Source organism: Nonomuraea turcica (genome assembly GCF_030718205.1).
GTDB lineage: Bacteria > Actinomycetota > Actinomycetes > Streptosporangiales > Streptosporangiaceae > Nonomuraea.
Genome location: NZ_JAUZQF010000001.1, coordinates 506,045 through 530,894, shown reverse-complemented (window position 1 = coordinate 530,894; position 24,850 = coordinate 506,045). Strand labels below are relative to the sequence as shown.

Annotated in this window: 26 protein-coding genes; 11 read left to right on the top strand and 15 right to left on the bottom strand. The window is 67.3% G+C overall.

What is annotated here, in order from left to right; genetic code table 11:
• Positions 1–19 precede the first annotated feature (19 nt).
• Entirely contained in the window at positions 20–1,243 is a 1,224-nt protein-coding gene (locus Q9G87_RS02630; RefSeq protein WP_305914523.1) for a serine/threonine-protein kinase, read from the top strand.
• Between the two features lie 30 nt (positions 1,244–1,273).
• Here the strand turns inward: Q9G87_RS02630 and Q9G87_RS02625 are convergent, their stop codons facing one another.
• The 5 genes from Q9G87_RS02625 to Q9G87_RS02605 form a co-directional block, all read right to left on the bottom strand.
• Positions 1,274–2,212, bottom strand: coding sequence for a hypothetical protein (locus tag Q9G87_RS02625; protein WP_305914522.1), 939 nt, complete (start codon positions 2,210–2,212; stop codon positions 1,274–1,276).
• Between the two features lie 69 nt (positions 2,213–2,281).
• Positions 2,282–3,223: an NADH-quinone oxidoreductase subunit NuoH gene (gene nuoH, locus Q9G87_RS02620; RefSeq protein ID WP_305914521.1), complete on the bottom strand. Its 942-nt coding sequence runs from the start codon at positions 3,221–3,223 to the stop codon at positions 2,282–2,284.
• A 128-nt stretch (positions 3,224–3,351) separates the two neighbouring features.
• Positions 3,352–3,897: an NADH-quinone oxidoreductase subunit C gene (locus Q9G87_RS02615; RefSeq protein ID WP_305914520.1), complete on the bottom strand. Its 546-nt coding sequence runs from the start codon at positions 3,895–3,897 to the stop codon at positions 3,352–3,354.
• On the bottom strand, positions 3,894–4,478 hold the full coding sequence (locus Q9G87_RS02610) for an NADH-quinone oxidoreductase subunit B (RefSeq protein ID WP_452448544.1): 585 nt from the start codon (positions 4,476–4,478) through the stop codon (positions 3,894–3,896). The genes Q9G87_RS02615 and Q9G87_RS02610 overlap by 4 nt, the downstream gene beginning before the upstream one ends.
• A gap of 45 nt (positions 4,479–4,523) precedes the next feature.
• Positions 4,524–4,895 (bottom strand): NADH-quinone oxidoreductase subunit A, encoded by a 372-nt coding sequence (locus tag Q9G87_RS02605; protein ID WP_305914519.1) that lies wholly within the window; start codon positions 4,893–4,895, stop codon positions 4,524–4,526.
• 271 nt (positions 4,896–5,166) lie between these two features.
• Here Q9G87_RS02605 and Q9G87_RS02600 point away from each other — a divergent pair, with 271 nt between their 5' ends.
• The 6 genes from Q9G87_RS02600 to Q9G87_RS02580 all read left to right on the top strand — a co-directional run bounded on the left by Q9G87_RS02600 (position 5,167) and on the right by Q9G87_RS02580 (position 11,443).
• Positions 5,167–6,612: a polysaccharide deacetylase family protein gene (locus tag Q9G87_RS02600; RefSeq protein WP_305914518.1), complete on the top strand. Its 1,446-nt coding sequence runs from the start codon at positions 5,167–5,169 to the stop codon at positions 6,610–6,612.
• Between the two features lie 33 nt (positions 6,613–6,645).
• Entirely contained in the window at positions 6,646–6,738 is a 93-nt protein-coding gene (locus tag Q9G87_RS60515; protein ID WP_367804195.1) for a putative leader peptide, read from the top strand.
• A 121-nt stretch (positions 6,739–6,859) separates the two neighbouring features.
• The gene (locus Q9G87_RS02595) at positions 6,860–8,704 is read left to right on the top strand and encodes a 2-oxoacid:acceptor oxidoreductase subunit alpha (protein WP_305914517.1); all 1,845 of its coding nucleotides are present in this window, start codon (positions 6,860–6,862) and stop codon (positions 8,702–8,704) included.
• Positions 8,697–9,743 carry a 2-oxoacid:ferredoxin oxidoreductase subunit beta gene (locus Q9G87_RS02590; RefSeq protein WP_305914516.1) on the top strand — a complete coding sequence of 349 codons (1,047 nt, stop codon included), beginning with the start codon at positions 8,697–8,699 and terminating at the stop codon, positions 9,741–9,743. Before Q9G87_RS02595 ends, Q9G87_RS02590 begins: the two co-directional genes overlap by 8 nt.
• A gap of 82 nt (positions 9,744–9,825) precedes the next feature.
• A complete protein-coding gene (locus tag Q9G87_RS02585) occupies positions 9,826–10,728 on the top strand; it encodes an NAD-dependent epimerase/dehydratase family protein (protein WP_305914515.1) in 903 nt (300 codons plus the stop codon).
• A 58-nt stretch (positions 10,729–10,786) separates the two neighbouring features.
• A complete protein-coding gene (locus Q9G87_RS02580) occupies positions 10,787–11,443 on the top strand; it encodes a class I SAM-dependent methyltransferase (protein WP_305914514.1) in 657 nt (218 codons plus the stop codon).
• On the opposite strand, the gene Q9G87_RS02575 is transcribed toward Q9G87_RS02580, so the two are convergent.
• Positions 11,440–12,165: a right-handed parallel beta-helix repeat-containing protein gene (locus tag Q9G87_RS02575; RefSeq protein WP_305914513.1), complete on the bottom strand. Its 726-nt coding sequence runs from the start codon at positions 12,163–12,165 to the stop codon at positions 11,440–11,442. The two genes, Q9G87_RS02580 and Q9G87_RS02575, sit on opposite strands and share 4 nt — an antisense overlap.
• On the opposite strand from Q9G87_RS02575, the gene Q9G87_RS02570 reads away from it, so the two are divergent.
• The gene (locus tag Q9G87_RS02570; protein ID WP_305914512.1) at positions 12,137–12,829 is read left to right on the top strand and encodes a hypothetical protein; all 693 of its coding nucleotides are present in this window, start codon (positions 12,137–12,139) and stop codon (positions 12,827–12,829) included. The genes Q9G87_RS02575 and Q9G87_RS02570 overlap by 29 nt on opposite strands.
• Before the next feature lie 280 nt (positions 12,830–13,109).
• Here the strand turns inward: Q9G87_RS02570 and Q9G87_RS02565 are convergent, their stop codons facing one another.
• Entirely contained in the window at positions 13,110–13,832 is a 723-nt protein-coding gene (locus tag Q9G87_RS02565; RefSeq protein ID WP_305914511.1) for a right-handed parallel beta-helix repeat-containing protein, read from the bottom strand.
• 197 nt (positions 13,833–14,029) lie between these two features.
• Complete coding sequence (locus tag Q9G87_RS02560) at positions 14,030–14,845, bottom strand: 2OG-Fe(II) oxygenase (RefSeq protein WP_305914510.1); 816 nt, start codon at positions 14,843–14,845, stop codon at positions 14,030–14,032.
• A gap of 104 nt (positions 14,846–14,949) precedes the next feature.
• On the opposite strand from Q9G87_RS02560, the gene Q9G87_RS02555 reads away from it, so the two are divergent.
• Positions 14,950–15,873, top strand: coding sequence for a glycosyltransferase family 2 protein (locus Q9G87_RS02555; protein WP_305914509.1), 924 nt, complete (start codon positions 14,950–14,952; stop codon positions 15,871–15,873).
• 52 nt (positions 15,874–15,925) lie between these two features.
• A complete protein-coding gene (locus Q9G87_RS02550) occupies positions 15,926–16,474 on the top strand; it encodes a dTDP-4-dehydrorhamnose 3,5-epimerase family protein (protein WP_305914508.1) in 549 nt (182 codons plus the stop codon).
• Here the strand turns inward: Q9G87_RS02550 and Q9G87_RS02545 are convergent.
• The 3 genes from Q9G87_RS02545 to Q9G87_RS02535 are packed head-to-tail and all read right to left on the bottom strand — an operon-like array spanning position 16,363 to position 19,336.
• Entirely contained in the window at positions 16,363–17,757 is a 1,395-nt protein-coding gene (locus tag Q9G87_RS02545; protein WP_305914507.1) for an O-antigen ligase family protein, read from the bottom strand. The genes Q9G87_RS02550 and Q9G87_RS02545 overlap by 112 nt on opposite strands.
• On the bottom strand, positions 17,754–18,485 hold the full coding sequence (locus Q9G87_RS02540) for a GumC domain-containing protein (RefSeq protein ID WP_305914506.1): 732 nt from the start codon (positions 18,483–18,485) through the stop codon (positions 17,754–17,756). Before Q9G87_RS02540 ends, Q9G87_RS02545 begins: the two co-directional genes overlap by 4 nt.
• 8 nt (positions 18,486–18,493) lie before the next feature.
• A complete protein-coding gene (locus tag Q9G87_RS02535) occupies positions 18,494–19,336 on the bottom strand; it encodes a hypothetical protein (protein WP_305914505.1) in 843 nt (280 codons plus the stop codon).
• A 221-nt stretch (positions 19,337–19,557) separates the two neighbouring features.
• Here Q9G87_RS02535 and Q9G87_RS02530 point away from each other — a divergent pair, with 221 nt between their 5' ends.
• On the top strand, positions 19,558–20,685 hold the full coding sequence (locus tag Q9G87_RS02530) for an acyltransferase family protein (protein WP_305914504.1): 1,128 nt from the start codon (positions 19,558–19,560) through the stop codon (positions 20,683–20,685).
• On the opposite strand, the gene Q9G87_RS02525 is transcribed toward Q9G87_RS02530, so the two are convergent.
• The 4 genes from Q9G87_RS02525 to Q9G87_RS02510 all read right to left on the bottom strand — a co-directional run bounded on the left by Q9G87_RS02525 (position 20,678) and on the right by Q9G87_RS02510 (position 24,847).
• Positions 20,678–21,574: a hypothetical protein gene (locus tag Q9G87_RS02525; protein WP_305914503.1), complete on the bottom strand. Its 897-nt coding sequence runs from the start codon at positions 21,572–21,574 to the stop codon at positions 20,678–20,680. The two genes, Q9G87_RS02530 and Q9G87_RS02525, sit on opposite strands and share 8 nt — an antisense overlap.
• 73 nt (positions 21,575–21,647) lie before the next feature.
• Entirely contained in the window at positions 21,648–22,469 is an 822-nt protein-coding gene (locus Q9G87_RS02520; protein ID WP_305914502.1) for a class I SAM-dependent methyltransferase, read from the bottom strand.
• Between the two features lie 7 nt (positions 22,470–22,476).
• Positions 22,477–23,355, bottom strand: coding sequence for a glycosyltransferase family 2 protein (locus tag Q9G87_RS02515; protein WP_305914501.1), 879 nt, complete (start codon positions 23,353–23,355; stop codon positions 22,477–22,479).
• 16 nt (positions 23,356–23,371) lie between these two features.
• The gene (locus Q9G87_RS02510; protein ID WP_305914500.1) at positions 23,372–24,847 is read right to left on the bottom strand and encodes an oligosaccharide flippase family protein; all 1,476 of its coding nucleotides are present in this window, start codon (positions 24,845–24,847) and stop codon (positions 23,372–23,374) included.
• Positions 24,848–24,850: the final 3 nt, after the last annotated feature.

Here is a 24,850-nt window from a genome sequence, read left to right as displayed (position 1 = left end):
GGACGATAGTCTCTCGGCCATGCAGCACAGCCATCAGGTCCGTCCCAGTGGCGGGGCGTGGGCGGCCGCGGTCGCGTGGGCCTGCCTGCCCCTGTTCACGTGCGGACTGGCGACCCCGTTCACGATCGGGTTCGCGGCGTTCTGGCTGCGCAGCGCGTTCCAGGCCGCTGCCGCCTCTGTTTACCTGGTCTGCATCGGCTCCTTCGTGATCTCGGCGCTCGCGTACGCCGAATTCGAGGACATTCCCGAGCCGCTGGGCCTGCTGGTGTCCCTGGGGCTCATCGTCAGCTGGGGCGGCGGTGTCATCCATTCCGGGATCCTGGTGCCGGCGATGGTGCGGGCGCGGCTCAGCGCTCCTGTGCACAGTCCGTACCGGCCGTACCAACGGCCCCGACAGCACCAGCACCCGCCGCCCATGCAGCAGGTGGATCTGCACCAGCGGACCACCGCGCCCAGCCACCAGCGGACGCCGGGTGAGCCCGAGTGGGTCGGGCACTATCGGGTGCTCAAGTCACTCGGACGTGGCGGGCAGGGGGCCGTTTATCTGGCCGCGGCGCCCAACGGGGTGCGGGTCGCCGTGAAGGTGCTGCACGATCTGGTCGATGAGACGGCGCGGGCGAGGTTCGCGCGGGAGGTGGAAGCGGCCCGGCGGGTGGCGACGTTTTCCACAGCCCGGGTGCTGGACGTGAACATCACCGGGCAATACCCGTACATCGTCAGCGAATACGTGGAGGGGCCGTCGCTGGAGCAGCTCGTCAGGAAGCACGGGCCGCGCGACGAGGACAGCCTGACTCGGCTGGCGTTGTCCACAGCGGGGGCGCTGGCGGCTATCCACAAGGCGGGGATCGTTCATCGCGATTTCAAGCCGAGCAACGTGCTGATCGGGCATGACGGGCCACGAGTGATCGACTTCGGGATCGCTCGGGCGCTCGATCAGATGACCATGACGTCAGGGAAAATGGTGGGCACGCCGCCTTACATGTCGCCTGAGCAGTTGTCCGGGGAGACGGTGGGGCCGGCGTCCGACGTGTTCAGCTGGGCCGTGACGATCGTGTTCGCGGCCACGGGGCGGCCGGCGTTCGGGGAGGACTCCGTACCTGCGGTGTTCAACCGGGTGCTCACCGTTCATCCGGACTTATCGCCGTTGCCGCCTGCGTTACGCGGGGTTGTGGGGGGCTGTCTGAGCAAACGGCCCGAGGAGCGGCCGTCGGCCTCCGATGTGATGTTGGCGATCATCAACTGATCCCGCATGTCGCGGCCGTCGTCACCGGCGTTACGGGGTTGCCGTTCTTGCCCGCTTGACCAAGTCGAGATACTCCTCGCGCGACAGCCGTTCCACGACCAGAAGCAGTTCCTGGCGCTTGGCAAAGCGGTCCACGTCGTTCGCGGGCCAGCGGCCGGGGAGGTGATGGAGAACGTGATCCATCCTGTCCAGGACGACCAGGCCCGTCAGGTCCTCGTAACTGTAGAGGAGCAGGCTGAACGCCTCGTTGGTGTCCACGCCCATGGGGAAGTCGGCGATGACGACGTTCCGCTGGATGATCTGGAGCCTCCACCTGTCCTTTCCGGCCAGGTACGGGCCATGGGGCGGGCCCACGATCGAGCCTTTGTCGACGCGTCGGCGGTGGATTCTCGCTCTGACGGGGCGAATGACCATCAATGCCGGGCTGAGGGCCACGACCAGCCATTTCGCATCGACGATGTCCATAATCAGCCGGCCGATCCAAGAAATGCCACGCCAGGCGACCCACAGCCCCGCGTAGGCCAGATATGCCATGACGCACAAGCCGATGGCTCCCGCGCATATGAATGCGGTTTTGTGCCATTTGGTGAATGAGGGGCGGGAGAGGCCGTGTAAGCGAACCCAGCCGGGGGCGCGGCTCGCGAGCACCTTGTGCACCACCCGCGAGGGCCTGCCACGGGCGTCCACCAGTGGGATTCCGGCCCGTGCAGCGAAGGACCGCAGGTGAGGCGTGTGCCATTCGCCGGGCAGGTCGAGCATGACCAGGCCGTCGGAATCCAACGCGGCCAGACCCTGCACAGAGCTGTCCCCGTGCTCATAGCCGTACTGGTAAAGCTGGGCCGGCGTCAGACGTACCGAATGGCCTGAGGTGTTGTCGGTGACCGTCAGCGAATCCCTGTCTGCGGTCAGGATGGTTTCGGGGCAGCGGCTGCCCTTTGTCGCGCCTGCTACCGGAAGAAGCTCGTTCATGCGTCATCCCCCATGGGCCCCTTGCCCGGTACGACGAATAAGGCGGGCGTAAAGTTTCCGCCTCGAAATTCAGATGAGGACTTTGATGACCCCGGTGAGAGCCAGCTGGACAAGGGCCAAGGGGACGAGGCCGGCCCAGGCGAGCTTCTGCAGTTGGTCCTCGCGCAGCCGCGGATACGTCACCCGCAGCCAGATCACGACGAACGCCAGCAGGAACACCTTGACCAGCGTCCACAGCCAGCCGGGCAGGAATGGGCCGTGCCAGCCGCCCAGGAACAAGACGGTGGTGAGGAAGGACAGGACCACGATCCCGGCGTACTCGGAGAGCATGAACAGGGCGAAGCGCATGCCGGTGTATTCCGTCATCGGGCCCATGATGATCTCGGACTCGGCGATCGGCATGTCGAACGGCGGCCGCCGCAGCTCGGCCAGCCCTGCCATGAAGAAGACCACGCCGCCGATCGCCTGCCACGGCAGCCACCACCACTGCCACGCCTCGACGATTCCGGGGATCGACAGCGTGCCCGCGGCCATCGCCACCGAGGAGGCCGCCAGCACCAGCGGCAGCTCGTACGACATGAGCTGAGCGGCCGAGCGCATGCCCCCGAGCACCGAGTATTTGTTGGCCGAGGCCCAGCCGGCCATGATCGAGCCGAGCACGCCGATGCCCATGACGGCGAGGACGAAGAAGAGACCCAGGTCGAGGTCCACGGCCACGCGGCCGCGGTCGATGGGGATGGCGATCAGCACGACCAGGTAGGGCACCAGCGCCACGCCGGGAGCGATCATGAAGATGCGGCGGTCGGCCGCGGCCGGGATGACGTCCTCCTTCTGCATGAACTTCACCCCGTCGGCGATGAGCTGCGCCCAGCCGTGGAAGCCACCCGCGTACATGGGGCCGAGCCGTGACTGCATGTGGGCCATGACCTTGTGCTCGGTCTGACCGATGATCAGAGGCAGCGCCAGGAACACGACGAGGATGACGGCGAAGCTCAGCACCACATCAAGCATTGGACGGCTCCCCATCGGAGTCGGCGGGCGCTCTTCGATGATCGGGCTGTGGCCGGCGGCCCAGGGCGATCAGCGACAGCGGGCATGGATGAGACGTCGGTGGTGCCTGGGGTGGGGGGCCGGGCGGGTCAGGCATCCGGGGCTCCCCAATCCGCGGGTACGCCCGGTGGGAGGGTTTTGCGGCGGCTCGGGGCACCATGTCCCGACTCCCCGGGCTCCTTGGCGCCCGGCCAGGGCTTGGCCACACGGGCGGCCAGGATGAAGTCCTTGCGTAGCGGGTGGCCTTCGAAGCCGTCGGGCAGCAGCAGCGGCACCAGGTAAGGGTGGCCGTCGAAGATCACGCCGAACATCTCGTACGTCTCCCGCTCATGCCAGTTGGCACCCCTGTAGACGCCGACGGCGGTCGGCAGGTGCGGGTCGGCGCGCGGGACGCGCGTGCGGAGCAGCAACCGCTCGCCGGCGACCAGGTTGTAGACGTGGGCCACGACGAGGAAGGCGTCCGGCGGGTCGTCGACGCCGGTCAGCCAGTCGAAGAACGCGTAGCCGAGGTCATCGCGGACGAACGTCAGCAGTTCGATCCAGTCAGCGGGCGCGACGTCGATCGTCGTGTCGCCGTAGGACTCGGAGACCTCGGCCCGGTCGCCGAAACGTGCGGAGAGCTCGGCGGCCCTCATGCCTCCTCCGACCCCGACGACGACCCCGACGGCGACCCCGACGGCGACTCCGAGGGCGAGGGCCCGTGCGAGCGGGACCACACGTAGCGGTCGCTGAGCTTCTCCTCGGCGATCTTCTCCTGGAGCTTCATGATCCCGTACAGGAGGGCCTCGGGCCTGGGCGGACAGCCGGGCACGTAAACGTCCACGGGGATGATCTGATCCACCCCGTTGGTCACGCAGTAGGAGTCCCAGTAGGGGCCGCCGGTGTTGGAGCAGGCGCCGAACGAAATCACGTATTTCGGGTCGGGCATCTGCTCGTACAGCCGCTTGACGGCCGGGGCCATCTTGTCGGTGACCGTGCCTGAGACGATCATGAGGTCGGCCTGGCGGGGGCCGTTCGCGAACGGGATCACTCCGAACCGGATGAAGTCATGCCTGCTCATCGACGTCGCGATGAACTCGATCGCGCAGCACGCCAGCCCGAAGTTGAACACCCACAGGGAATAGCGGCGACCCCAGTTGAGCACGAAGCGCATCGGCTTGGGCGCCAACCGGGAGATCGGCCCCACTGTGGGCATCGGGAGATCCGTCGCTGCCATGATTCCATTGTTGCGCGGATCGCAGGCCAGGCAAAGAAGGCCGAGCTAGGTCCAGGTGAGCACGCGCTTGCGCCAGGCGTAAACGATCCCGAGCGCGATGAACCCCAGGAACACGAACATCTCCACCAGCGTCGTCAGCCCGTAGCCCGGCGCGTCGAAGACGGTGGCCCAGGGGAACAGGAAGACGGCGTCCACCGCGAACACGACGTAGAGGTAGGTGAAGACGTAGTAGCGGACCTGCGACTGCGCCCAGCCCTCGCCGACCGGGTCAACCCCGCATTCGTACGTGGTCAGCTTCTCGGGCGTGGGACGGCTCGGGCGGAGGAGGCGGTTGGCCGTCAAAGCCCCGGCCACGATGGCGATGCCGATGGCCAGCAGCGCGGCGACCAGCACGTAGGACCCGAAGTAGCCGTCCATGACGTCGATCGTAACTCGCCGACCCCCCATAGCCCCAGCCGCCGCAACCCAACGACCCTCGCAAACGCACCGCCTGGAACCCCAGGGAGCCGGTTCTTGAACAAAAGGCCGATGAGCCGGGTCTTAAAACCAAGGATCGGTCAAGACCTCTTACCTCCTCACCCAAGACCGGGGTAAACAGGAAGATCAACCCCATAACCTGACGCACATGCACAAATCGCGATTCTTTTCCGGAATCGCTCTGCTAGCCCTCTCAGCCGGCGGATGCGGTGTGACCACCTCCCCCCACGGGCGGGACGTCGTGGTCCCGGCAGAGCCGACACTGATCGACTTCGTCGACCCGGCGACCGTCGGCGGCCTGTCCATCAGGACGATGACCGAGGGCAACTCCTCCAGTGCGGCGCGATATGTGCACATCAACTACCCCGAGCTCCCCTCCGCACCCCCGCTCAACCGGGCGCTACGGGCGCAGGCCCAGCGGCAACTGCAGGACTTCCGCAAGCGCACCCCCGGCGGCGTCTACCCGCGCCCCGAGCTGAACGTTGGCTGGCAGCTCGCCGCCGCCTCCGCCCAGGCGATCGGCGTACGGCTGCGTACCGGCGAGTTCCTTGGCGCGAGCTGGGGCAATTCCACACAGACCCTTTGGTACGACCCGCGCAAGGACAAGGCCGTCGGCTCCACCGGGCTGCTGGCCGGGCAGGACGCGTTGCGGCGGCTCGCGGTGCTGGTCAAGGAGCGGCTCAAGGGGCGCGGTGAGCAGGTCGAGCGGAACGCGGTCACGGCCGGTGAGGAGCAGTTCGACTCGATGGCGTTCAACAGGGGCGGGGATCTGGTGGTCGAGTTCGACGACTGCCAGCTCGGGCCGTGCTCGCTGGGACGGCTGGCCGTGGCGGTGCCGGCGGAGGAGGCGGCGCCGCTGCTGTCCGATCTGGGGCGGCGTGCCCAGGAAAGCGTCCGCGGGGCGACGGGTCCGGGCGTCAGGGAGGACGAGAGCGGCCTGCCCTCCTACGTGAGCGCCTCGCCGCAGGACGCCTCCGCGAGCAGCCCCCCGGCCGTCAGCAGCCGGGCCGGCACCGTGGACTGCGCCGAGGCCAAGTGTGTCGCGCTGACGTTCGACGACGGGCCGGGGCCGTTCACCGGCAGGCTGCTGAGCTTGCTGAGGGAGGCGCAGGCGCGGGCCACGTTCTTCATGGTCGGCAGCAGCGCGGCCGCGCAGCCGGAGCTGCTGCGCAGGATGAGCTCGGAAGGTCATCTGGTCGGAAACCACAGCTGGGTGCACAGGGACCTGTCGAAGCAGGCCAGCAGCAAGATCGCCGACTCGCTCGGGCGCACCGAGGACACGATCGCGGCGGCGATCGGGCAGGCGCCGACGCTGGTACGGCCGCCGTATGGGGCGGTGAGCGGGGACCTGCGCGACATCGCGCGCCAACACGGCTTCTCACTGGTCACCTGGGACGTGGACACCGGCGACGAACAGGGCGCAAAGGCGGCCGACATCGTTAACCGGGCCGTGCGCGAGGCGCATCCAGGTGCGATCATTCTGATGCACGACACTCTTCAGGAAACCGTTGACGCGGTTCCGGACATCCTCAAAAGGTTGCGCGGGAAGGGTTACAGCTTCGTCACCGTTCCAGAGTTGTACGGCTCTGCAGGAATGCAGGCCGGACGGCTGTACAGGTCAGGGAGCGAGCCGTCCCGTAAGCAGCCCCTGACGTAGCGCACGTGTTGGGGGGACGTATAGTTGGCGCTCGTGACCCGAACCGTCCTGTTCGCCCGCCTGCATGTAGACCTCTGCAGGCTCGCGTCCGGGCTGTGTCGTCGTTGTTCTCCGACCTCACCCTGAGACCGACCGCGTTTACCCGCTTTACGCGGGCTGCAAACGCGCGACCTTCCGAGGATCTAGCATGGATATAGAGAACGCGCCTAATGCAACCGCGCCTTGGCGCGTCGAGGAGGACTGAGCTGTGACGAAGCAGGTCCAGCAACTCGACCGCGTGATCATCCGGTTCGCTGGGGACTCCGGCGACGGCATGCAGCTCACCGGCGACCGCTTCACGGCGGGCACGGCGGAGTTCGGCAACGACCTTTCCACGTTGCCCAACTTCCCGGCTGAGATCCGCGCGCCGGCAGGCACCCTGCCAGGCGTGTCGAGCTTCCAGCTCCACTTCGCCGACCACGACATTCTCACGCCCGGCGACGCGCCGAACGTGCTCGTGGCCATGAACCCGGCGGCACTCAAGGCCAACCTGGGCGACCTGCCCCGGGGCTCCGACATCATCGTGAACACGGACGAGTTCACCAAGCGCAACCTGCAGAAGGTCGGCTACGCCGCCAACCCGCTGGAGGACGACTCGCTCAACGAGTGGCGGGTCCACGCGGTGCCGCTGACCTCGCTCACCGTCAAGGCGCTCGAGGGCTTCGACCTGTCCAAGAAGGACGCCGAGCGGTCGAAGAACATGTTCGCCCTCGGTCTGCTCAGCTGGCTCTACCACCGGCCGACCGACCACACCATCAAGTTCCTCGAGCAAAAGTTCGCAAAGAAGCCGGAGATCGCCAAGGCCAACATCGCGGCCTTCCAGGCGGGCTGGAACTACGGGGAGACCACCGAGTCGTTCTCGGTGTCCTACGAGGTCAAGCCGGCGCAGCTGGCGCCGGGCGTCTACCGCAACATCTCCGGCAACCAGGCGCTGGCCTACGGCCTGATCGCCGCCAGCGTGCAGTCCAAGCTGCCGCTGTTCCTGGGCTCCTACCCGATCACCCCGGCCAGCGACATCCTGCACGAGCTCAGCAAGCACAAGAAGTTCGGCATCCGCACCTTCCAGGCGGAGGACGAGATCGCGGGCGTCGGCGCGGCGCTCGGGGCCGCCTTCGGCGGCGCGCTGGGCGTGACCACCACCTCGGGTCCGGGTGTGGCACTGAAGGCCGAGACGGTCGGCCTGGCGGTCACCACCGAGCTGCCGCTGATCATCGTGGACGTGCAGCGGGCCGGACCGAGCACCGGCATGCCGACCAAGACCGAGCAGACCGACCTGCTGATGGCCATGTACGGCCGCAACGGCGAGTCCCCGGTGCCGATCGTGGCGCCGATGTCGCCGAGCGACTGCTTCGACGCGGCCATCGAGGCGACCAGGATCGCGGTCAAATACCGCACCCCGGTCATGCTGCTCTCGGACGGCTACTTGGCCAACGGCTCGGAGCCGTGGCGCCTACCCGAAATTTCCGACTTGCCCGATATTTCACAAGAATTTACGACGACTCCGAACGGTGACGACGGCGAGTTCCTGCCGTACAAGCGGGACAGCGAGACCCTCGCCCGCCCGTGGGCCATCCCCGGCACCGCCGGGCTGGAGCACCGCATCGGCGGCATCGAGAAGGCCGACGGCACCGGCAACATCTCCTACGACCCGGACAACCACGACCTGATGGTCCGCAGCCGGGCCGCCAAGATCGCCGGCATCGACGTGCCCGACCTCGAGGTCGACGACCCCGACGGCGACGCGAAGGTGCTGGTCATCGGCTGGGGCTCGACGTACGGCCCGATCGCCGCGGCCATGCGGCGGATCAGGAGGAACGGCGGCAAGGCCGCCCAGGCACACTTCCGCCACCTCAACCCGCTGCCGGCCAACACCGGCGAGGTGCTCAAGCGCTACGACAAGGTGCTGCTCCCCGAGATCAACCTGGGCCAGCTGGCCCTGCTGCTGCGGGGCCGCTACCTCGTCGACGTGATCAGCTACAACCGTGTGCGCGGGCTCCCGTTCAAGGCCGAGGAGCTGGCCGGAGTCATCCAGGACGTGATCGACAGTGACTGAGCTGGTAAATGGGAAGGGCCTGTCGCTCGTTCCCAAGACGGATGTGAAGCAGGGCCTGAAGGACTTCAAGTCCGACCAGGAGGTCCGCTGGTGCCCCGGCTGCGGTGACTACGCGATCCTGGCCGCGGTGCAGAGCTTCCTGCCCGAGCTCGGGCTCAAGCGCGAGAACATCGTGTTCGTGTCGGGCATCGGCTGCTCGTCGCGGTTCCCCTACTACCTCAACACCTACGGGTTCCACTCGATCCACGGCCGCGCGCCGGCGATCGCGACCGGGCTGTCCGCCTCCAGGCCCGACCTGTCGGTGTGGGTGATCACGGGTGACGGTGACGCGCTGTCCATCGGCGGCAACCACCTGATCCACGCGCTGCGCCGCAACGTCAACCTCAACATCCTGCTGTTCAACAACAGGATCTACGGTCTGACCAAGGGCCAATACTCCCCCACGTCCGAGGTCGGCAAGATCACCAAGTCGACGCCGATGGGGTCGCTGGACAAGCCGTTCAACCCGATCTCGCTGGCCATCGGCGCGGAGGCGTCGTTCGTGGCCCGCACCCTCGACTCCGACCGCAAGCACCTGCAGTCGGTGCTGCGCGAGGCCACCGCGCACCGCGGCGCGTCGCTGGTGGAGATCTACCAAAACTGCAACATCTTCAACGACAACGCCTTCGAGCCGCTCAAGGACCCGGAGGTCCGCGACGACATCACGCTGCGGCTGGAGCACGGGCAGCCGATCGTGAGCGCCACCAAGGCGGTCGTCCGGGCCGCTTCCGGCAGTCTTGACGTGGTGGCCCGCGACGGCGTGAGCGAGGACGAGATCCTCGTGCACGACGCGCACAACCCCGACCCGTCGATCGCCTTCGCGCTGAGCAGGCTGGACGACCCGGCGTTCGAGCACGTGCCGATCGGCGTCTTCCGCAGCGTGGACCGGCCCTCGTACGAGGTGGCCATGGCCGAGCAGATGGAGGAGGCCGCGCAGCAGAAGGGTCCAGGGGACCTGAGCGAGCTGCTGCTCGGCGGAGACACCTGGCGCATCGGCTAGTTGATGATGAGAATGGAGCCGTCGGCCGGGCGGCTCCATTTCCCACGGAGGTCAATCCACGATGTCGAATTGGCCTGGGACCGTGGTGCTGGTGACAGGGGCCGCCGGATTCATCGGCTCGCATCTGGTGACGCGCTTACGAGCCCTTGGCGCTGAGGTGCACGCGGTCAGCCGCCGCCCTCAGCAGGCTCGCCATGGAGAGATCTGGCACGCGGCGCACCTGAACGACGCCGGTGAGACGACCCGGCTCGTCCAGTCGGTACGGCCAAGCGTCCTGTTCCACGTCGCCGGCGAAGTCACTGGTTCGAGGAGTGACGAGGTCGTCCGTGCCACCCTGGAGAGCAATGTCATCGGCGGGGTCAACGTGCTGGCCGCCGCCCATGAAAGTGGCGTCAAGACGGTCCTCACCGGCTCCATCGAGGAGCCGCGCCCGGGCAACGACCAGGCGCCGCCGTCATCGGCGTACGCGATGTCCAAGTGGGCCGCCACCGGCTACGCCCAGCTCTACCACCGGCTCTGGGATCTGCCCGTCACCGTGCTGCGCCCCAGCATGGTCTACGGGCCGGCCCAGCCCGACACCACCAAGCTCGTGCCCTATGTGACTCTCTGCCTCCTCCGGGGGCAGCGTCCCCGCCTTACCAGGGCCACCAAGCTCGCCGACTGGATCTATGTCGACGATGTCGTCGACGCGTTCGTCTTGGCAGGCGAATCGGACAAGGCGATCGGACACACTCTTGATATCGGGACCGGTCTCAAGACCCCGGCCCATGAGATCGTCGAGAGGCTTTATCGAATCGTCGACGCCAGCTCGAAGCCTGAATTCGGCACGACCCCCGATCGCCCGCACGATATTACGCAGGTCGGCGACATCACGCCGGCCGCGGACCTGCTCGGCTGGCATCCTGTCACAGAATTGGACGAGGGGTTGCGCCGAACAGTCGATTGGTACGCGTCGCAAGAAAGTCACAAAGAATCACGCTCTTAGCCGCGCAGGCAGAATTCTGGGAGCATAGGGGTACTTATCTGGCCGGAGGAGCCCCTTGATGAGCCGTCTGAATGCCCTACGCAGTCGTTTCGTGGATGCTCCGGACTCACTGGGAGCCAAGGCACGGGCGCGAAGGTGGCAGTGGTTCGCCGACCGGTTCCCGGACCTCGACCAGATGAACGTCCTCGACCTCGGCGGCACTGCCGGAGCCTGGATGCGCGCTCCGGTCAGGCCGGCGCACGTACACATCGTCAACCTCGAGCAACCGCCCGCCGACCTGCCGGCGTGGCTGCGCGCCGATGTCGCCGACGCTTGCGACCTGCCGGCCTCGATCCGTGGCAGGCGGTACGACCTGGTGTTCTCCAACGCGGTGATCGAACATGTCGGCGGGCACCAGCGTCGGCAGCAGTTCGCCGACACCGTGCACGAGATGGCCGAGCGACACTGGGTACAGACGCCCTACCGCTATTTCCCGGTCGAGCCGCACTTTCTGTTCCCTGGATTCCAGTTCCTGCCGCTCGCCGCACGGACGACGATCCTGCGCCGCTGGCCACTCGTCCACACCCCGACCTCCGACCGGGACGCCGCCCGCATGATCGCCATGGAGGTCGAGTTGCTCAGCGTGACCGAGATGCGACACTACTTCCCCAAGTCCCAGATCCGCTTCGAACGGCTGGCAGGGCTGGTGAAATCGGTCATCTCCATCCGCAGCTAGCCTGCGGCCGACACGCTCGCGCCGCTGCTCTCCCAGGTGTTGCCGCGCCAGACGTTGCCCGGCCCGTTGGCGTCCCAGTACGACACCGGGCCCGCGTAGCCGCCCTTCGGCCACACCCTGCGACTGAAGACGTTGTCGATCACCTTGATGTTCGAGGACAGTCCCTTCCTGCCGGCGCCCGCGTAGAGCGTCCAGCCACCCCCGGCCAGCAGGTTGCCTTCCACGGTGACGTTGCGGGTCACGCCGAAGTCCTGGAAGAGCGCGATCGCACCCGTCTGGTCGAGCGTGTTGATCACGGTGTTGTGCCGGATGATCAGCTCGGTGCCGGTGGCGGCGGTACCGGTTGACATGATCATGTCGGTGTGGTCCTCGGAGTAGTACTTCGGGTCGTGCACGTAGGAGTCCTCGACCAATCCTTGGTCGGTGAGGATGCCGTTGGAGATCGTGTGGATGTCCACGCGGCGCACGGTGATCATCTTGCCCTGGTTGAGTATGCCGAACTGGGTGCGCTGCTTGCCGTTGCCGAAGATCTCGCTGTCCTCCACCTTGAGGCCCGAGAAGCCCGCGCGCTGGAGGATGCCCCAATAGTCGTCCTGGCCCCGCACTCGGGTGTTGCGGATGGTGACATTGTTGGCCTCAACCGTGATGTCGCCGGTGACGTCCCAACCGTCGATGACCTTGCCGTCTTCCTTGATGACGATCGAGCCGGTCTTCTTGACCATCTCAGTGCCGGCGGGAACGCCGGTGTTGCCGGCTCCGGGCCAGTTGCCGCTCGGCGGCGGGGCGGTCGTCGGCGTCTTCGTAGGCGTCGCCGTCGGAGTCTCGGTCGGGGTCTTCGTAGCCGTCGCCGTAGGAGTGGCGGTCGGAGTCTCTGTCGGGGTCGCAGTGGGCGTCTTCGTCGGAGTCACCGTCGGGGTCGCAGTCGGCGTCCTCGTCGGAGTCACCGTCGGGGTCGCAGTCGGCGTCCTCGTCGGAGTCACCGTCGGGGTCGCAGTCGGCGTCCTCGTCGGAGTCTCAGTCGGAGTCGCAGTCGGCGTCCTCGTCGGAGTCGCCGTGGGAGTGGCCGTTGGAGTCTTCGTCGGAGTCACCGTAGGCGTCACGGTCGCCGTCGTGCTGGGCGTCATCGTCGGGGTCACGGGAGGACTCGCGGTCAGCGTCGGCGTCACGGGAGGACTCGCGGTCAGCGTCGGCGTCTTGGTCGGTCTGCGTGTCGGCCGCGAGGTCGGCTTCTTGGTAGGCCGTCTGGGCCACCACCATGGACCCCTGGTCGTGACCTTCCCAGGCCGCGGTTTGTCGGTGGTGGGGCGCGGCCGGAGCCTCTGGCCGGCGGCAGCGTGCGGCGAAGTCGTGGCAAGGGTCCCCTTCGCGTCCGTCAGGACCGCCTGAGGTTCCCGCACGTCAGCGGCGATGATGCCGTATCCGCCGGCCAGCACCGCCACGGCGGAGACACCGGCCAGGGATAACCACCCGCTACGCCGCTTGCTCCTTCGATGCCTCGACACAGGCGACTCCTTCCGATCATGGCCACGCCGAATCCCCCAAAGGGAGAGAGTAGCCATGCCGGAAGAACTAAGAGGGGGTTTTTAACGAAAAGGACTCGTTTTCCCCTCAATTCACATCCAACCTCAACTTTCTCAAATACCACACAAGATTTGACAAATGGCGGTCACCCCGGCGGTACCGTCCCACCGTTTTCCCAGGTGTTCCCCCGCCACAGGTTTCCGGGCCCATCATTATCCCAATATGAAACCGGCCCCGCAGCTCCGCCCTTGGGCCACACCCTGCGGCTGAAGACGTTGTCGATCACTTTGATATTCGACGATCTGCCCTTGGCCCCGGCGCCCGCGTACAACGACCAGCCGCCCCCGGCCAGCAGGTTGCCCTCCACCGTCACGTCCTTGATCACGCCGAAGTCCTGGAACAGCGCGATGGCACCCGTCTGGTCGAGCGTGTTGATGACGGTGTTGTGCCGGATGATCAGCTCGGTGCCGGCGGCGGGCGGCCCGGTCGACATGATCATGTCGGTGTGGTCGCCGGAGTAGTACTTCGGGTCGTGCACGTAGGAATCCTCGACCACACCCTGCTGGGTCAGGATCCCGTTGGAGATCGTGTGGATGTCGACCCGGCGCACCGTGATCATCTTGCCCTGGTTGAGTATGCCGAACTGGGTGCGCTGTTTGCCGTTGCCGAAGATCTCGCTGTCCTCGACCTTCAGCCCTGTGCGCCCCTCGCGCTGGAGGATCCCCCACCAGCCCTTGGTGCCGCGGACTCGGGTGTTGCGGATGGTGACGTTGTCGGCCTCGACCGTGATGTAGCCGGTCACCTCGACGCCGTCGATGACCGTGCCGCTCTTGGTCACCCGCATGGAGTCGGACTTACGCAGTTCCACGCCCTCGGGTACACCCGTATTGTCCGGCCCCGGCCAAGCCCGCTCGGGCGGCTTGGAGGACGGAGCCGAGACAGATGGGGACGCAGCCGTGGCGGGTGGCTGGGTGGCGACCGGCTTCTGCGCGGCACCGGAACTCTGGCACCCGCTGAGCAGCACGATCAGGCCGACACCGAGACACCAGCCTCCGGCGTACGACCTCACGTTTCCTTGGTCTTCCGATTGCCGACGAGGTCGGCCAGCGCAGGTGGCGTCCAGCGCTTAGCGACCTGGCGGAGATTGCTCTTCCACGCCTCGCCGGGCCGTTGCTTGAACAGCGTGGTGTGCTCGTCGGTGACCTCGTCCTCGGGCCTGCCGTTGGAGTAGTAGTAGAGCGCCATCGAGCGCCGCGCCCGATCCTCCGGACAGGTCAGCGGGTCCGGATGCCCGTGGTTGGCGTCATCGGTCGTGGCGAACAGCACGAACCTGTTGAAGACCGGGAGGATCTTGCCCTCGCACTCGGTCATGTCCTTGTTCCACAGCTGCAGGTGCCCGCCGTAGCTCTCCTCCCAGTCCTTGTTGAGGTAGAGCAGGCCGTTGAGCCGGCGGTCGAGGTTGAGCTTGCGGCTCTTGTTGAAGTCGGCATGCACCTTGAGGAAGCCACCCGGCCGGATCTGGTGCAGGCCGCCGCCTTCGTAGTGCGGGTCGGAGACCAGTTGCGTGATGCCGGTCAGCCGCTCGAGGAACTCGACGAACACTCCGCTGTTGAACTCCGCCAGCAGGTGCCGGGTGGCCGGCCCCATGCGCTCGGGGTCGGCCAGCGCCAGCTTCACCTCGCGCGCGGTGTCGAACCTCTGCCAAGTGGCATCTCGCGGCTCGGGGAACTCCTCGAGGATGGGCTCCAGCGCGTCGGGCGGCAGGAAGTCGTCGATGACCACATGACGGAACGGCGAGGCTGTACGGAACTGCTCGGAATATTTGTCCGCGAGCGGGAAGAGCTCATCCCGGCGAAAGGTGAAAGCCTGCAGATCCTGCATGAAGTGTGTCTCCGTCTCTACGACACCGGCCCCTACCTCCTCATCGCCTCAGCAGTGTCACCTGTTACTTGTAACGATCCATTGCCGGGCCGCGATGGCGACATGTGGCTCCAGGCTCTCCCCGAGTTGCGATCGTGATCGTGACCTACAACAGCGCGCCGGTCCTCGGCGGTTGCCTGGCCTCTCTGGCTGAGGGCGCTGGAGGGGTACGGCTGGCCGCCGTCGTCGTGGCGGACAACGCCTCCAAGGACGACTCGCTCCGCCTCGCGGAACAGACCGCAGACCTGCCCATTCGCCCCGTGCAAGTGGGCAGGAACGCCGGTTACGCGGCGGCGATCAACGCCGGGATCGCGGCGCTCGACCTCCACGAGCTCGATGCGATCTTCGTGATGAACCCCGACTGCCGCCTTCACCCCGGCTCGCTGGCCGTATTGTGCAAGGCCCTGGACCGTCCGGGCACCGGCATCGCCGTCCCCCGGCTGGTCAGCACCGAGGGTGTGCTCCATCACTCGCTTCGCCGCGCGCCGGCCGTACGCCGTGCGCTGGCCGAGGCGTTGATCGGCGGGCGCCTGGCAGGCCGCGTCGGCACGCTGGGCGAGATGATCGTCGACCCCGGCCGCTACGAGCGGCCAGGCCCCGCGGACTGGGCCACCGGAGCCGCCATGCTCATCTCAGTCGCGGCACTCACCGAAGTCGGCGCGTGGGACGAGTCCTTCCTGCTGTACAGCGAAGAGACCGAGTACGCGCTGCGGGCCGCGGACGAGGGCTGGACGCTCTGGTACGAACCCGCCGCGGTGGTCGAGCACATCGGCGGCGAGGCGAAGATCAGCCCGATGCTGGCCGCGCTGCTCACGGTCAACCGCGTGCGGCTGTTCCGGCGACGCAGGGGCAGGATCGCGACTGCCGGCTTCTACCTCGCCGTTCTGCTCGGCGAGGTGATGCGGGCCGCCGCGGGCCGCCGCACGGCCAGGGCGTCGGTCGTGGCCCTGCTCAGACCCTCCCGTCGGCTGCGCACCCTACCCGGATGAGCTCCGGACCTACCTGAATGAGCTCCGGACCTACCCGGATGAGAGGAACACCATGAGAGTCGAGCATCTGGAGATCGAGGGCGTGCTGCTGTTCGTCCCGACGCCCAGCCACGACGATCGAGGCTTCTTCACCAGGACCTTCGACGCCGCGATCGCCGCGGAGCACGGGCTGGACCACACAGCGTTCGTCCAGGACAGCCAGTCGCGCTCGCGTATGGGCACTATCAGGGGCATGCACGGCCGCTCCGGTCGCGGCGAGGCCAAGCTGGTGCGGACGGCGCACGGCGCCGTGCTCGACATCCTCGTGGACGCGCGGCCGGCCTCACCCACGTTCGGCTCCCACATCACCATCCGGCTCGACGATGTGTCGTTCGCGAACCTCTACGTGCCGCCGGGGATTCTGCACGGCTACCAGGCGCTGACCGAGCACGCCGATGTCTGCTACCGCATCGACAGGGAGCACGACCCCGCCGAGGACCTGGCCGTCCGCTACGACGATCCCGACCTCGCGCTGCCGTGGCCGTTGCCGGTCAGCGCGATCAGCGAGCGCGACCGGTCCGCGGGCTCCTGGAAGGAGCTCACGAGCAGCTTGTCCGCCTGATCCGCGCGCTCGTACCGCAGCAGCGCCCCGGCCGCGCCGACGAGCAGGAACATCACGCTGGTGATGCCGGGGAAGGAGAGCATGTCGAAAGTGGCCGCGCCCAGCAGCGGGATCACCAAGCAGGCGGCGATGGTCAGTCCCAGGTTGCGGACGTTCGGGTCGGTACTCAGCCGGCGAACCCGGAGGGCCACGACGATCCCGCACCCGATCACGCCGACGAAGCCCAGCACCCCGAGCAGCCCGGTCTCCACCAGAGACAGCAGGTACTGGTTGTCGAACACCTGATGCTTGAACGGATACCAGGTGCCGGGCCCACGGCCGAAGATCGGGCTCTTGGCGAACTCCCGCATCGCGAAGGGGTAGTCGTGGGTGCGGTACATGATGCTGCTGTCGTCACCGGCGCCGGCGAACAGGTTGTAGAACGTGCCGATCAGGCCCGGCGCCAGGACCTTCATGAAGCCCAGGAACACCGCGAACGCGCCGATGGTGACGATCCGGCGCCGGTTGGACCAGCCGAGCAGGAGGATCAGCCCCGCCCCCGCCAGGCCGAGCACGGCGGTCCTGGAGACCGAGAACATCAGGCCGGCCGCGATGATGACGGCGCAGATCCACCAGCGAGTCGCGGCCTGACCGCGGCTGCGCGCCTGGAAGCCGAGATGCGCGGCCAGCGGCAGCAGCATCGCCGATAGCGCGCCGAACTCGATCGGGTGCCCGAGCGTGCCGGCGACCCGGCGCAGGTCCGACCGGGAGATCACGGTCGGCACCTCTTCCGCGGAGGTGTGGCGGAGCCCGGGGATCTTCATGTACTGGGTGAGGTCGAAGTCGAGCCTGAACTGCATCAGGGCGACGATCGCCGCGAACGTGCCGCCGATCACGAGCGCCTTGAGGACGAAATCGAGGCGCTCGCGACTGCCGATGCCATCGCAGACCACCAGCAGCAGGCTCACGTACCCCACGTAGAGCACGATCGTGTGGTCGGCGAGGTTGAGCTCGTCGGAGGGCAGATACAGGGAGGTCGTGTACCCGTAGACGGCCAGCAGGATCATGCCGTACGCGAAGATCGAGGTGCGGACCGGGTTGCTGCCCTTGGCCACGCCTGCCGTACTGATCATCTGCGCGCACACCCACACCACGCCCAGCACCAGGGCCATGATCTCGGCGGGCGTGAGCGACAGCGGAAGCCCGGCCACCGCCAGGCGGGCCGGGAGTATCAGCAGGATCAGGACGAACAAGCCGACCAACGTGGCGCCGTCAGCGCGCCGCGGCAGGGCGGTCGGTTTCATCCTTCACGTCCAGCCAGTGACCGCGTTCCGTTGGCGGCGGCGGGCTCGAGCCGGGTGGGCTCACTCATGACCGGGCGGCGCGCCCGGCGATGCCGGGCGAAGCTCTCGAACGCGAAGGCGGCGAACAGGCCCATGAAGAACGCCAGCGCCCCGGTGACCACCGCGCTGCGCATCCGGCTGCCCTTCTTCTCGTCCGGTTCGGTCGGCGGCACCACGACAGTGGCGGTCACGTAGGTGGTGGGCGGCGCCTTGACCTGCTGCTGCCGGGCGCGCAGCTCCGTTTGGGCCAGCTCGGTGACCTTCACCACGATGCTATGGGCCAGCTCAGCGCTCGGCGCCTCGCAGGTGATGACGATGAAGGGGGTCGCCGGCATCAGCTCGGGGTTGGTCCCGCCGCTGGTGATCTTTAGTGTGACGTCGCCCCCGATCGGCGCGCCGACCTTGGCAGCCGTCTGAGGGGTGTTCAGCGCCTGGATGAGGATCGACGAGGTCATGCTCAAGCCCTGGTCGAAGGAGACCATGGGGTTGGTGCGCGGATTGGGGAACTTGGGATCGCTCGGCACGCTGCCGCCGGTGACCGGCAGGGTGAGAACGAGCGCCGAGCTGGAGATGAAAGTCTTGGGCGCCACGGTGTAGACGCCGAAGGCTCCTGCGATCGTGAGCAGGAAGGCCGGAATCGTCACGTACCACCGTTTGAACAGAACTGTCGCCGTCGCCCAGAAATCCATGGCGGGCCTCATTCCTCGCCGTCGTCCTGGTTCGCCTTCCTGGGCCCGGGCACGGGAGAGAGGTGCTCCCCCCGGTAGGCGGGAAACTCCATGGTGGCAGAGCTGTCATCGTCGAGGTCCGGCAATGCGACGGGCTCGTCCACCTGCGCTTCCACCGGCTGCGCCACGGGCGCCGGGGACGGAACCGGTGCCGGTGGTGCCGTGACGGGTACCGGTGTCGGCACTGAGACTGCCGCTGGGGCTGCCACGGGAGCTGCGGGCTCCGGCTGCTCCAACGGCTTGGGCTGAGCTCCGGCGCGCCTGATCACCACCCCGTAGGCGATGCCGAGGCCCAGGAACAGGCAGAGCAAGCCGCCGCCGATCGCCCCCTGCCAGTTCATGCTGTAGTCGGCCTCGGGTCTGGACGGCGGCACGATGTCGGTGGAGGTGATGAAGGTGTTCGCCGGAGCGCCGAGCGCCTTCTGCCATTTGTACAACTCGGTCGCCACGCGGTCGCGTGCCGCCATGAGCACGGCCGAGGCCTGCCCGGGAGACTCGCTCTCGACCCTGATGTAGATGTAGGGCCCGCTGATGTCCAGGACATTGGGGTTGGTACGGCCGTCGTCGATCGTGATCTCCGTCGGGCCGTCTTTGGGAGCGCCGAGCTGCGTCCAGACGTCCTGCGTGTTCATCGACAGGATGACGATGCTGGCCCCGGTCTTCAGAGCGTCGTTGAAGGAGAGGAAGGGGTTGGTGAGCCCTTGTTTGGTCTTGTCGGTGGAGACGGTGCCCCCGTTCACCGGCGTGGCCAGAACAAGGGAGACATCGGCCGTGTAGCTCACCGGAACGACGGCGTACACCGCGACGCCCATCAAGATCGAGAGAAGAATCAGCGGCGGGCCTATCAGAATTCGCCGGAGAAGACCAAGGACCGCCTTCCAGAACTCCATATTGGTACGTTCCCCCGCATCCGCAATGCTTGCCCTATAGGGAACCATCGCCGTACCACGGCCGGACGTTACATCGCCGCAGAACGGTTACATCGCGCGGAGTCGGAGCGATAGACCTACGACTACGGCGACGGGGGCTTCGGGTGGGGCTGACAGTAGAGCGTCCGGCAACGCGGGAAAGGCTTGCCGGACTCGACGGCATACGGGGCCTGGCCGCGTTATTCGTCGTCCTCCACCATTGCTGGCTCCTGTCCTTCCCCGGGTTTCCGGTCAACGACGCGCCCTGGTGGACGGGATGGCTGCTCCACGGCCATTTCGCGGTCGTGGTGTTCATCGTCCTGTCGGGCTTCTCGCTGGCGGTCTCGCCCGCCCGGTCCGGCTGGCAGCTGGGCGGCATCCCCACGTTCTTCAAGCGTCGAGCGTGGCGCATCCTGCCGCCGTACTGGGCGGCGCTGCTGTTCAGCCTGGTGATCGCGTGGACGGTCATCCCGCAGCCCGGGCAGCAGACGCCCACCGGGCAGTCGGTCCTCATCTACGGGCTGCTGCTGCAGGACGTCTTCGGCTCCCCCAGCCCCAATGGGGCCCTGTGGTCGATCGCCGTCGAGGCGCAGCTCTACCTGGTCTTCCCGCTGATGCTGCTGGTCCTGCGCAAGATGGGCGCGGCGGTGATGCTCGGCGCGGTTACCTTGATCGTCGTGGCGGTGGGGGCGCTGGCGCCTGCCGTACCGGCCGTGGACCTGCTGATGCGGCTGACTCCGCAGTTCGCCGCGCTGTTCGCCATGGGCGCCGTCTGCGCGGGCATCGTGAGTGCGCAGGAGCGGACGAGCCGCCTGGCCTGGCACTGGTTCGCGGCGGCGGCCGCGCTCCCGGTGCTCCTGCTGATCGTGGTGGCCGGGCCGGTATGGGTGGTCGCGAACCTCTTCTGGGTGGATCTGGCGGTCGGCCCGGCTGCCGGGCTGCTGCTGACGGGTGTGGCGACAGGCAAGCCGGTCTGGCTCGTACGGCTGCTCGACACCCGTCCGCTCCGGCGGCTGGGCTCCTTCTCCTACAGCCTCTACCTGATCCACTCACCGATCGTCGTCATGGTGAACCGGCTCGTCGTCGCCCCGCACGTGCCACCGGGCATGCCGGCGTTCCTCCTCACGCTCGCCCTGTCCGTGCCGGCGAGTGTGGGTGCGGCGTGGTTGTTCGCTTCGGTCTTCGAATTGCCCTTCCAACGGCACCGGAGCTGGAAGGGCCTGCGCGCCGCCGTACGTGCGCGGTTCAGGTGAGCTTGGCCAGCGCTTCAGCCTCGTACTCCGCCGCGAGCTCTTCCGGGATGCGCGACAGGTCGTCGGCCCGGTAGAAGTCACGCAGGGTGGTGCCACGACAGGTGGCGTCCACGTTGGGCGCCGCCGCGCGGGACCGGACATCGTCGATGTGGACGGTGCGGAAGTCGATGCTGAAGCGGGTCCTGCCGGAGGTGTTGGCGACGGTGGAATGCAGGTGCGCCCCGGAGAAGAGCATCATGCCGCCCGGCTCCGGCACCAGCCGGAGCTCCGTTTCCAGATCGAGCGCCTCCTCCGGCTTGGGCTGGTCCCGGGTGTCGCTGTAGATGTGCTGTGCGGCGGTGGGCCGGCTGACAGCGGTCCATTCCGCGTAGTCGTAGCGGCCGCTGCCGTTGCGGACGGGGCGGTCGAAGTACTGCGGGTGCAGGGCGAAGACGTTCTCCGGGACCACTTCGTAGATCGGCATCCAGAAGTTGACCTGGCAGAACGGCGCGGCGTACCAGCAGTCGCGGTGAGCGTGGTAGGCGTAGGAGATGCCGGAGTCGAGGTAATGGTCGGCAGTGGAGGTGCGCAGCCTCGGCACGTCGAAATAGGTCTTGTCCAGCGCCATGCCCAGCTCGTCCAGCACAGCAGCGAGGATCTTCTTGCTGGTGGGATGGTGGATGAAGCGTGGCTTGAGCTCCGCGAGCAGCGCGGCGAACTCCTCGACCGGCATCTCGTGCTGGGCGGTCTGGGGGTCGCGGCCCTCGAACGCCTCCTCGATCAACTCGCGAGCGAACTCGATCAGCTTGGTCGAGGCAGGCGTCGCGGAGTAGAGGAAAACGTCTCCCTTGAAGATCTTTTGACGCCGAGCGTCGTCACCGATTCGGCTGTTGGCCAATATTACGGACATAGCGAGATTCCCCCTCGCGTTGTTCTTTTACCCTCTCTCGCCGTGGCCCACTACTTTGTTACAGACACGTTGGTTACAGGGGGAGCTGTGTCTGAGTGTCCGGTCTGCCGACGTAGGTCGAGTAGTCCGGGTGGTCGAAGCGGTGCAGCGCCTGGATGTTGTCGTTCCAGGGAGCGGGAACCGGGCGCTTGTGACGCAGACCGTTGATCGGAGCCAGCTTCATCAGGTCGTTGTCCTGGTTGAACTCCCGGACCGCGCTCAGCTCGCCGACGTACTCGTTGTGGATGACCTGGTCGTCGTCGCCGACGGTGTCGTCGAGGTAACAGAACACGCGGGGCAGGAAATACTTGTGGTCGCCCTTGAACAGCTTGAGCGCCGCCGCTGTCGAGGAGTAGAAGTCCACGTCGATGGAGACGAACCCGATCGGCGCCGGCTGCTCACCGTCGAGGAACTCGTCCACGGTGTCCTCGATGTTGCCCAGGATCAGACTGGCCGTTCCCAGCCGTGCCCGGAGGGCGTCGACGTCCATGACGAAATCGCCTTCCCGCCAGATATAGGGCAGGTCCCGGAAGTCAGTGGGTTTGGGCAGCCCGGCACCGGTGTCGAAGCCGTAGACGTCGATCTTCACACCCGAGGCGGCCGTCGCCAGCGCCGCCATGCGGTTGAGCTCCACCATGCCGGCGCCCCCCGCGACGCCGAACTCGACCACGCTGATCCGGCCAATACCGAGACGCCTGGCCAGTTCGGCCGCCTGCTGCACGCCATAGGCGTAGTGCGGCCTGGGATAGAGGTCGAGCGAGCAGCGCAGCTCGTACGAGCCGAACGGCAGACGCCGCATGAGGGCCAGCAGGATCCGGCCCGGCTGCATGAGCAGCCGCACGATGCGAACCAACAAGAGGAGATCACCCTTTCGAGGAGACGGCGCGGGCGGCCAACCCGGCGAGTTTGCGGCTGCGGTGCGCCAGCATCTGCTGCTGCCGCCGCCAATAGGTACGCAGCAGAACGGCACGGGCACGACTACGTTGCTCCGGGGAGAGCTCCAGGATGCCGAGCGCTCGATACATCGCCCGGAACTGCAGCGTGGTGGCGAAATGCGCGGTCCAGGCCGGCACGCCGAGCGCCGCGGCGATCCCGGACAGGCGCCGCTCGCGCAGGTTGCGGTGTGCGAGCACCTCTGGCACGTGACCCCAAGGCGCGGTCAGCGCGAGCATGGTGGCGTAGACCTCGTCCTCACGGATCATCAGCGGCCGCGGCACGGCGGCCACCCGCTCCCGCCGCATCAGGCCGTAGAGGGGATCGAGTCCGTGGTGCTCGGTGGTGACGACGTCCCACAGCTCGTCCAGGCGGTCGATGGGGTCGTCGGAGAGCATCCGGGTGCCGCGGTAGCGCGGCTCGTGCACCGTCCCGTCGGCCCCGATGTACGTGACGTCAGAGGTCACCAGGATGAGCCGCTCATCGGCCAGGAACGGCTCCAGGGTCCTGGAAACGTAGCCGGGTTCGAGCAGGTCGTCGTCGCCCATCCAGCGGAAGAACTCGCCCCGCGCACGCCGGAGCACCTCCACGAAGTTCCCGATCACGTGCAGATCATGCGGCTGCCGGTAGTAGGCGATCCGGCTGTCCTGCCTCGCCAGCTCGCGGCAGAGCTCCTCTGTGTCGTCGGTGGAGGCGTTGTCCGAGATCACCACCTCGAGCTCGGTGTGATCCTGGGCGAGCGCCGATCGCACGGCCGTCTCCAGCCGGTCCGCGCCATTGCGGACCGGGATTCCGATGGACACCAGCATCGCTTTCTCCTCGAGGTCACCGCGCGCGGGCGGGAAGCAGCCGCACCAGGCGATCGCTCACAAAGTGGAACTGGTCGCGGGTCACGACGAGCAGCGCGTAGGCCAGCAGGCCGCCGCCGCCCGCCACGATGAGCTGGATGAGCGGGCTCTCTTGGGTCAGCATCGAGAGGCCCAGCATGACGGCCGCACATACCACCGCTCCCGCTGCCGGGCGGACGAGAGCGGGCAGGACCGGCGCGAGCCGTACTCCTGCCCGCTGCACGGCCAGCATGGCGAGCGGAAGGGCGACCAGCACCGCCGCGGCCGCCTGCCCGATCGCGGCGCCGCGGATGCCGTCGAGATGCGTGCCGATGATGACCGCCGGGATCATCGCCGCCGCGTGCCCGAGGTTCATCCAGACCGTCGAGCGGGTGGCGCCCTGCCCGTTCAGGATGTCGAGGGCGAAGGAGGTGAGCATGCGCACCACCATCAGGACCGCCAGGAATCGCAGCACGCCGGCGGCCAGCTCCCACTTCGCGCCGTAGATGAAAATGATCAATGGGTGTGCGAGCACCGCCATGAAGGCGGCCAGCGGCAGCACCGTGGTGATGAGCAGGGGCACGGTTCTCTGCACGCCGAGCGACAGGGACTCTTCGTCACGTTCGGCCAGCCGGGAGAAGCCGGCGATCGACACCATGCGGATGGCGCTGCCGATCATGCCGGGCACCCAGCTCGACACGTTAAACGCCATCAGGTAGAAGCCCAGCCAGTCCTTGCCCATGATGTTGCCGACGATGATGTAGCCCACGTTGAGCAGCAGGACCTCCAGGGCGATCCCGGCCGCCGAGGGAATGCCGAACCGCAGCAGCTTGGCCGCGATCTGCCGGTCGAACCCGAGCCGGTAGGGCAGCCGCGCGTAGATCAGCATGAAGACGCCGGTGACCACGGCTCCCACGAGCTGTCCCCAGGCGAAGCTGTACGCCCCCGCGCCGCCTATCGCGAGGACGATGGCCACCGGCGCGTTGACCAGGAAGCCCGCCAGGACCGCCTTGGCGTTCTTGCCCGTGCGGAACCAGCGCAACAGGGCCGCGCTGCGCACCGCGGTGATCGCCTCGACGAGGATGACCGCGGTGAGGATCCGCACCACGGACGTGGCCTCCTCGCTGCCCGCCAGCATCGAGAAGTACGGCGCGCCGACCCAGAAGACCGCGTACAAGCCCACGGCGGAGAACATCGTCAGAGTTGTGGCCGTGGGCGCGATGTCCTCCAGCCGCCCCCGCCACTGCAGGACGGCCGACATGACGCCGGCGTCCTTGACCACCATGACGAACTGGGTGGCCGCGAGCGCGACCGCGTATATGCCGAAGTCCGCCGGCGCCAGAAGCCTGGCCAGGACCAGGCCGAGGATGAACGAGCCCGCGCGGGTGACCAGTGTGCCAAGCAGGCTCCACACTGCCCCTCGGCCCGCCTTGCGCCCGATGTCGCTGATGTCCGGGCCCGGTTGCTCTGCCATGGC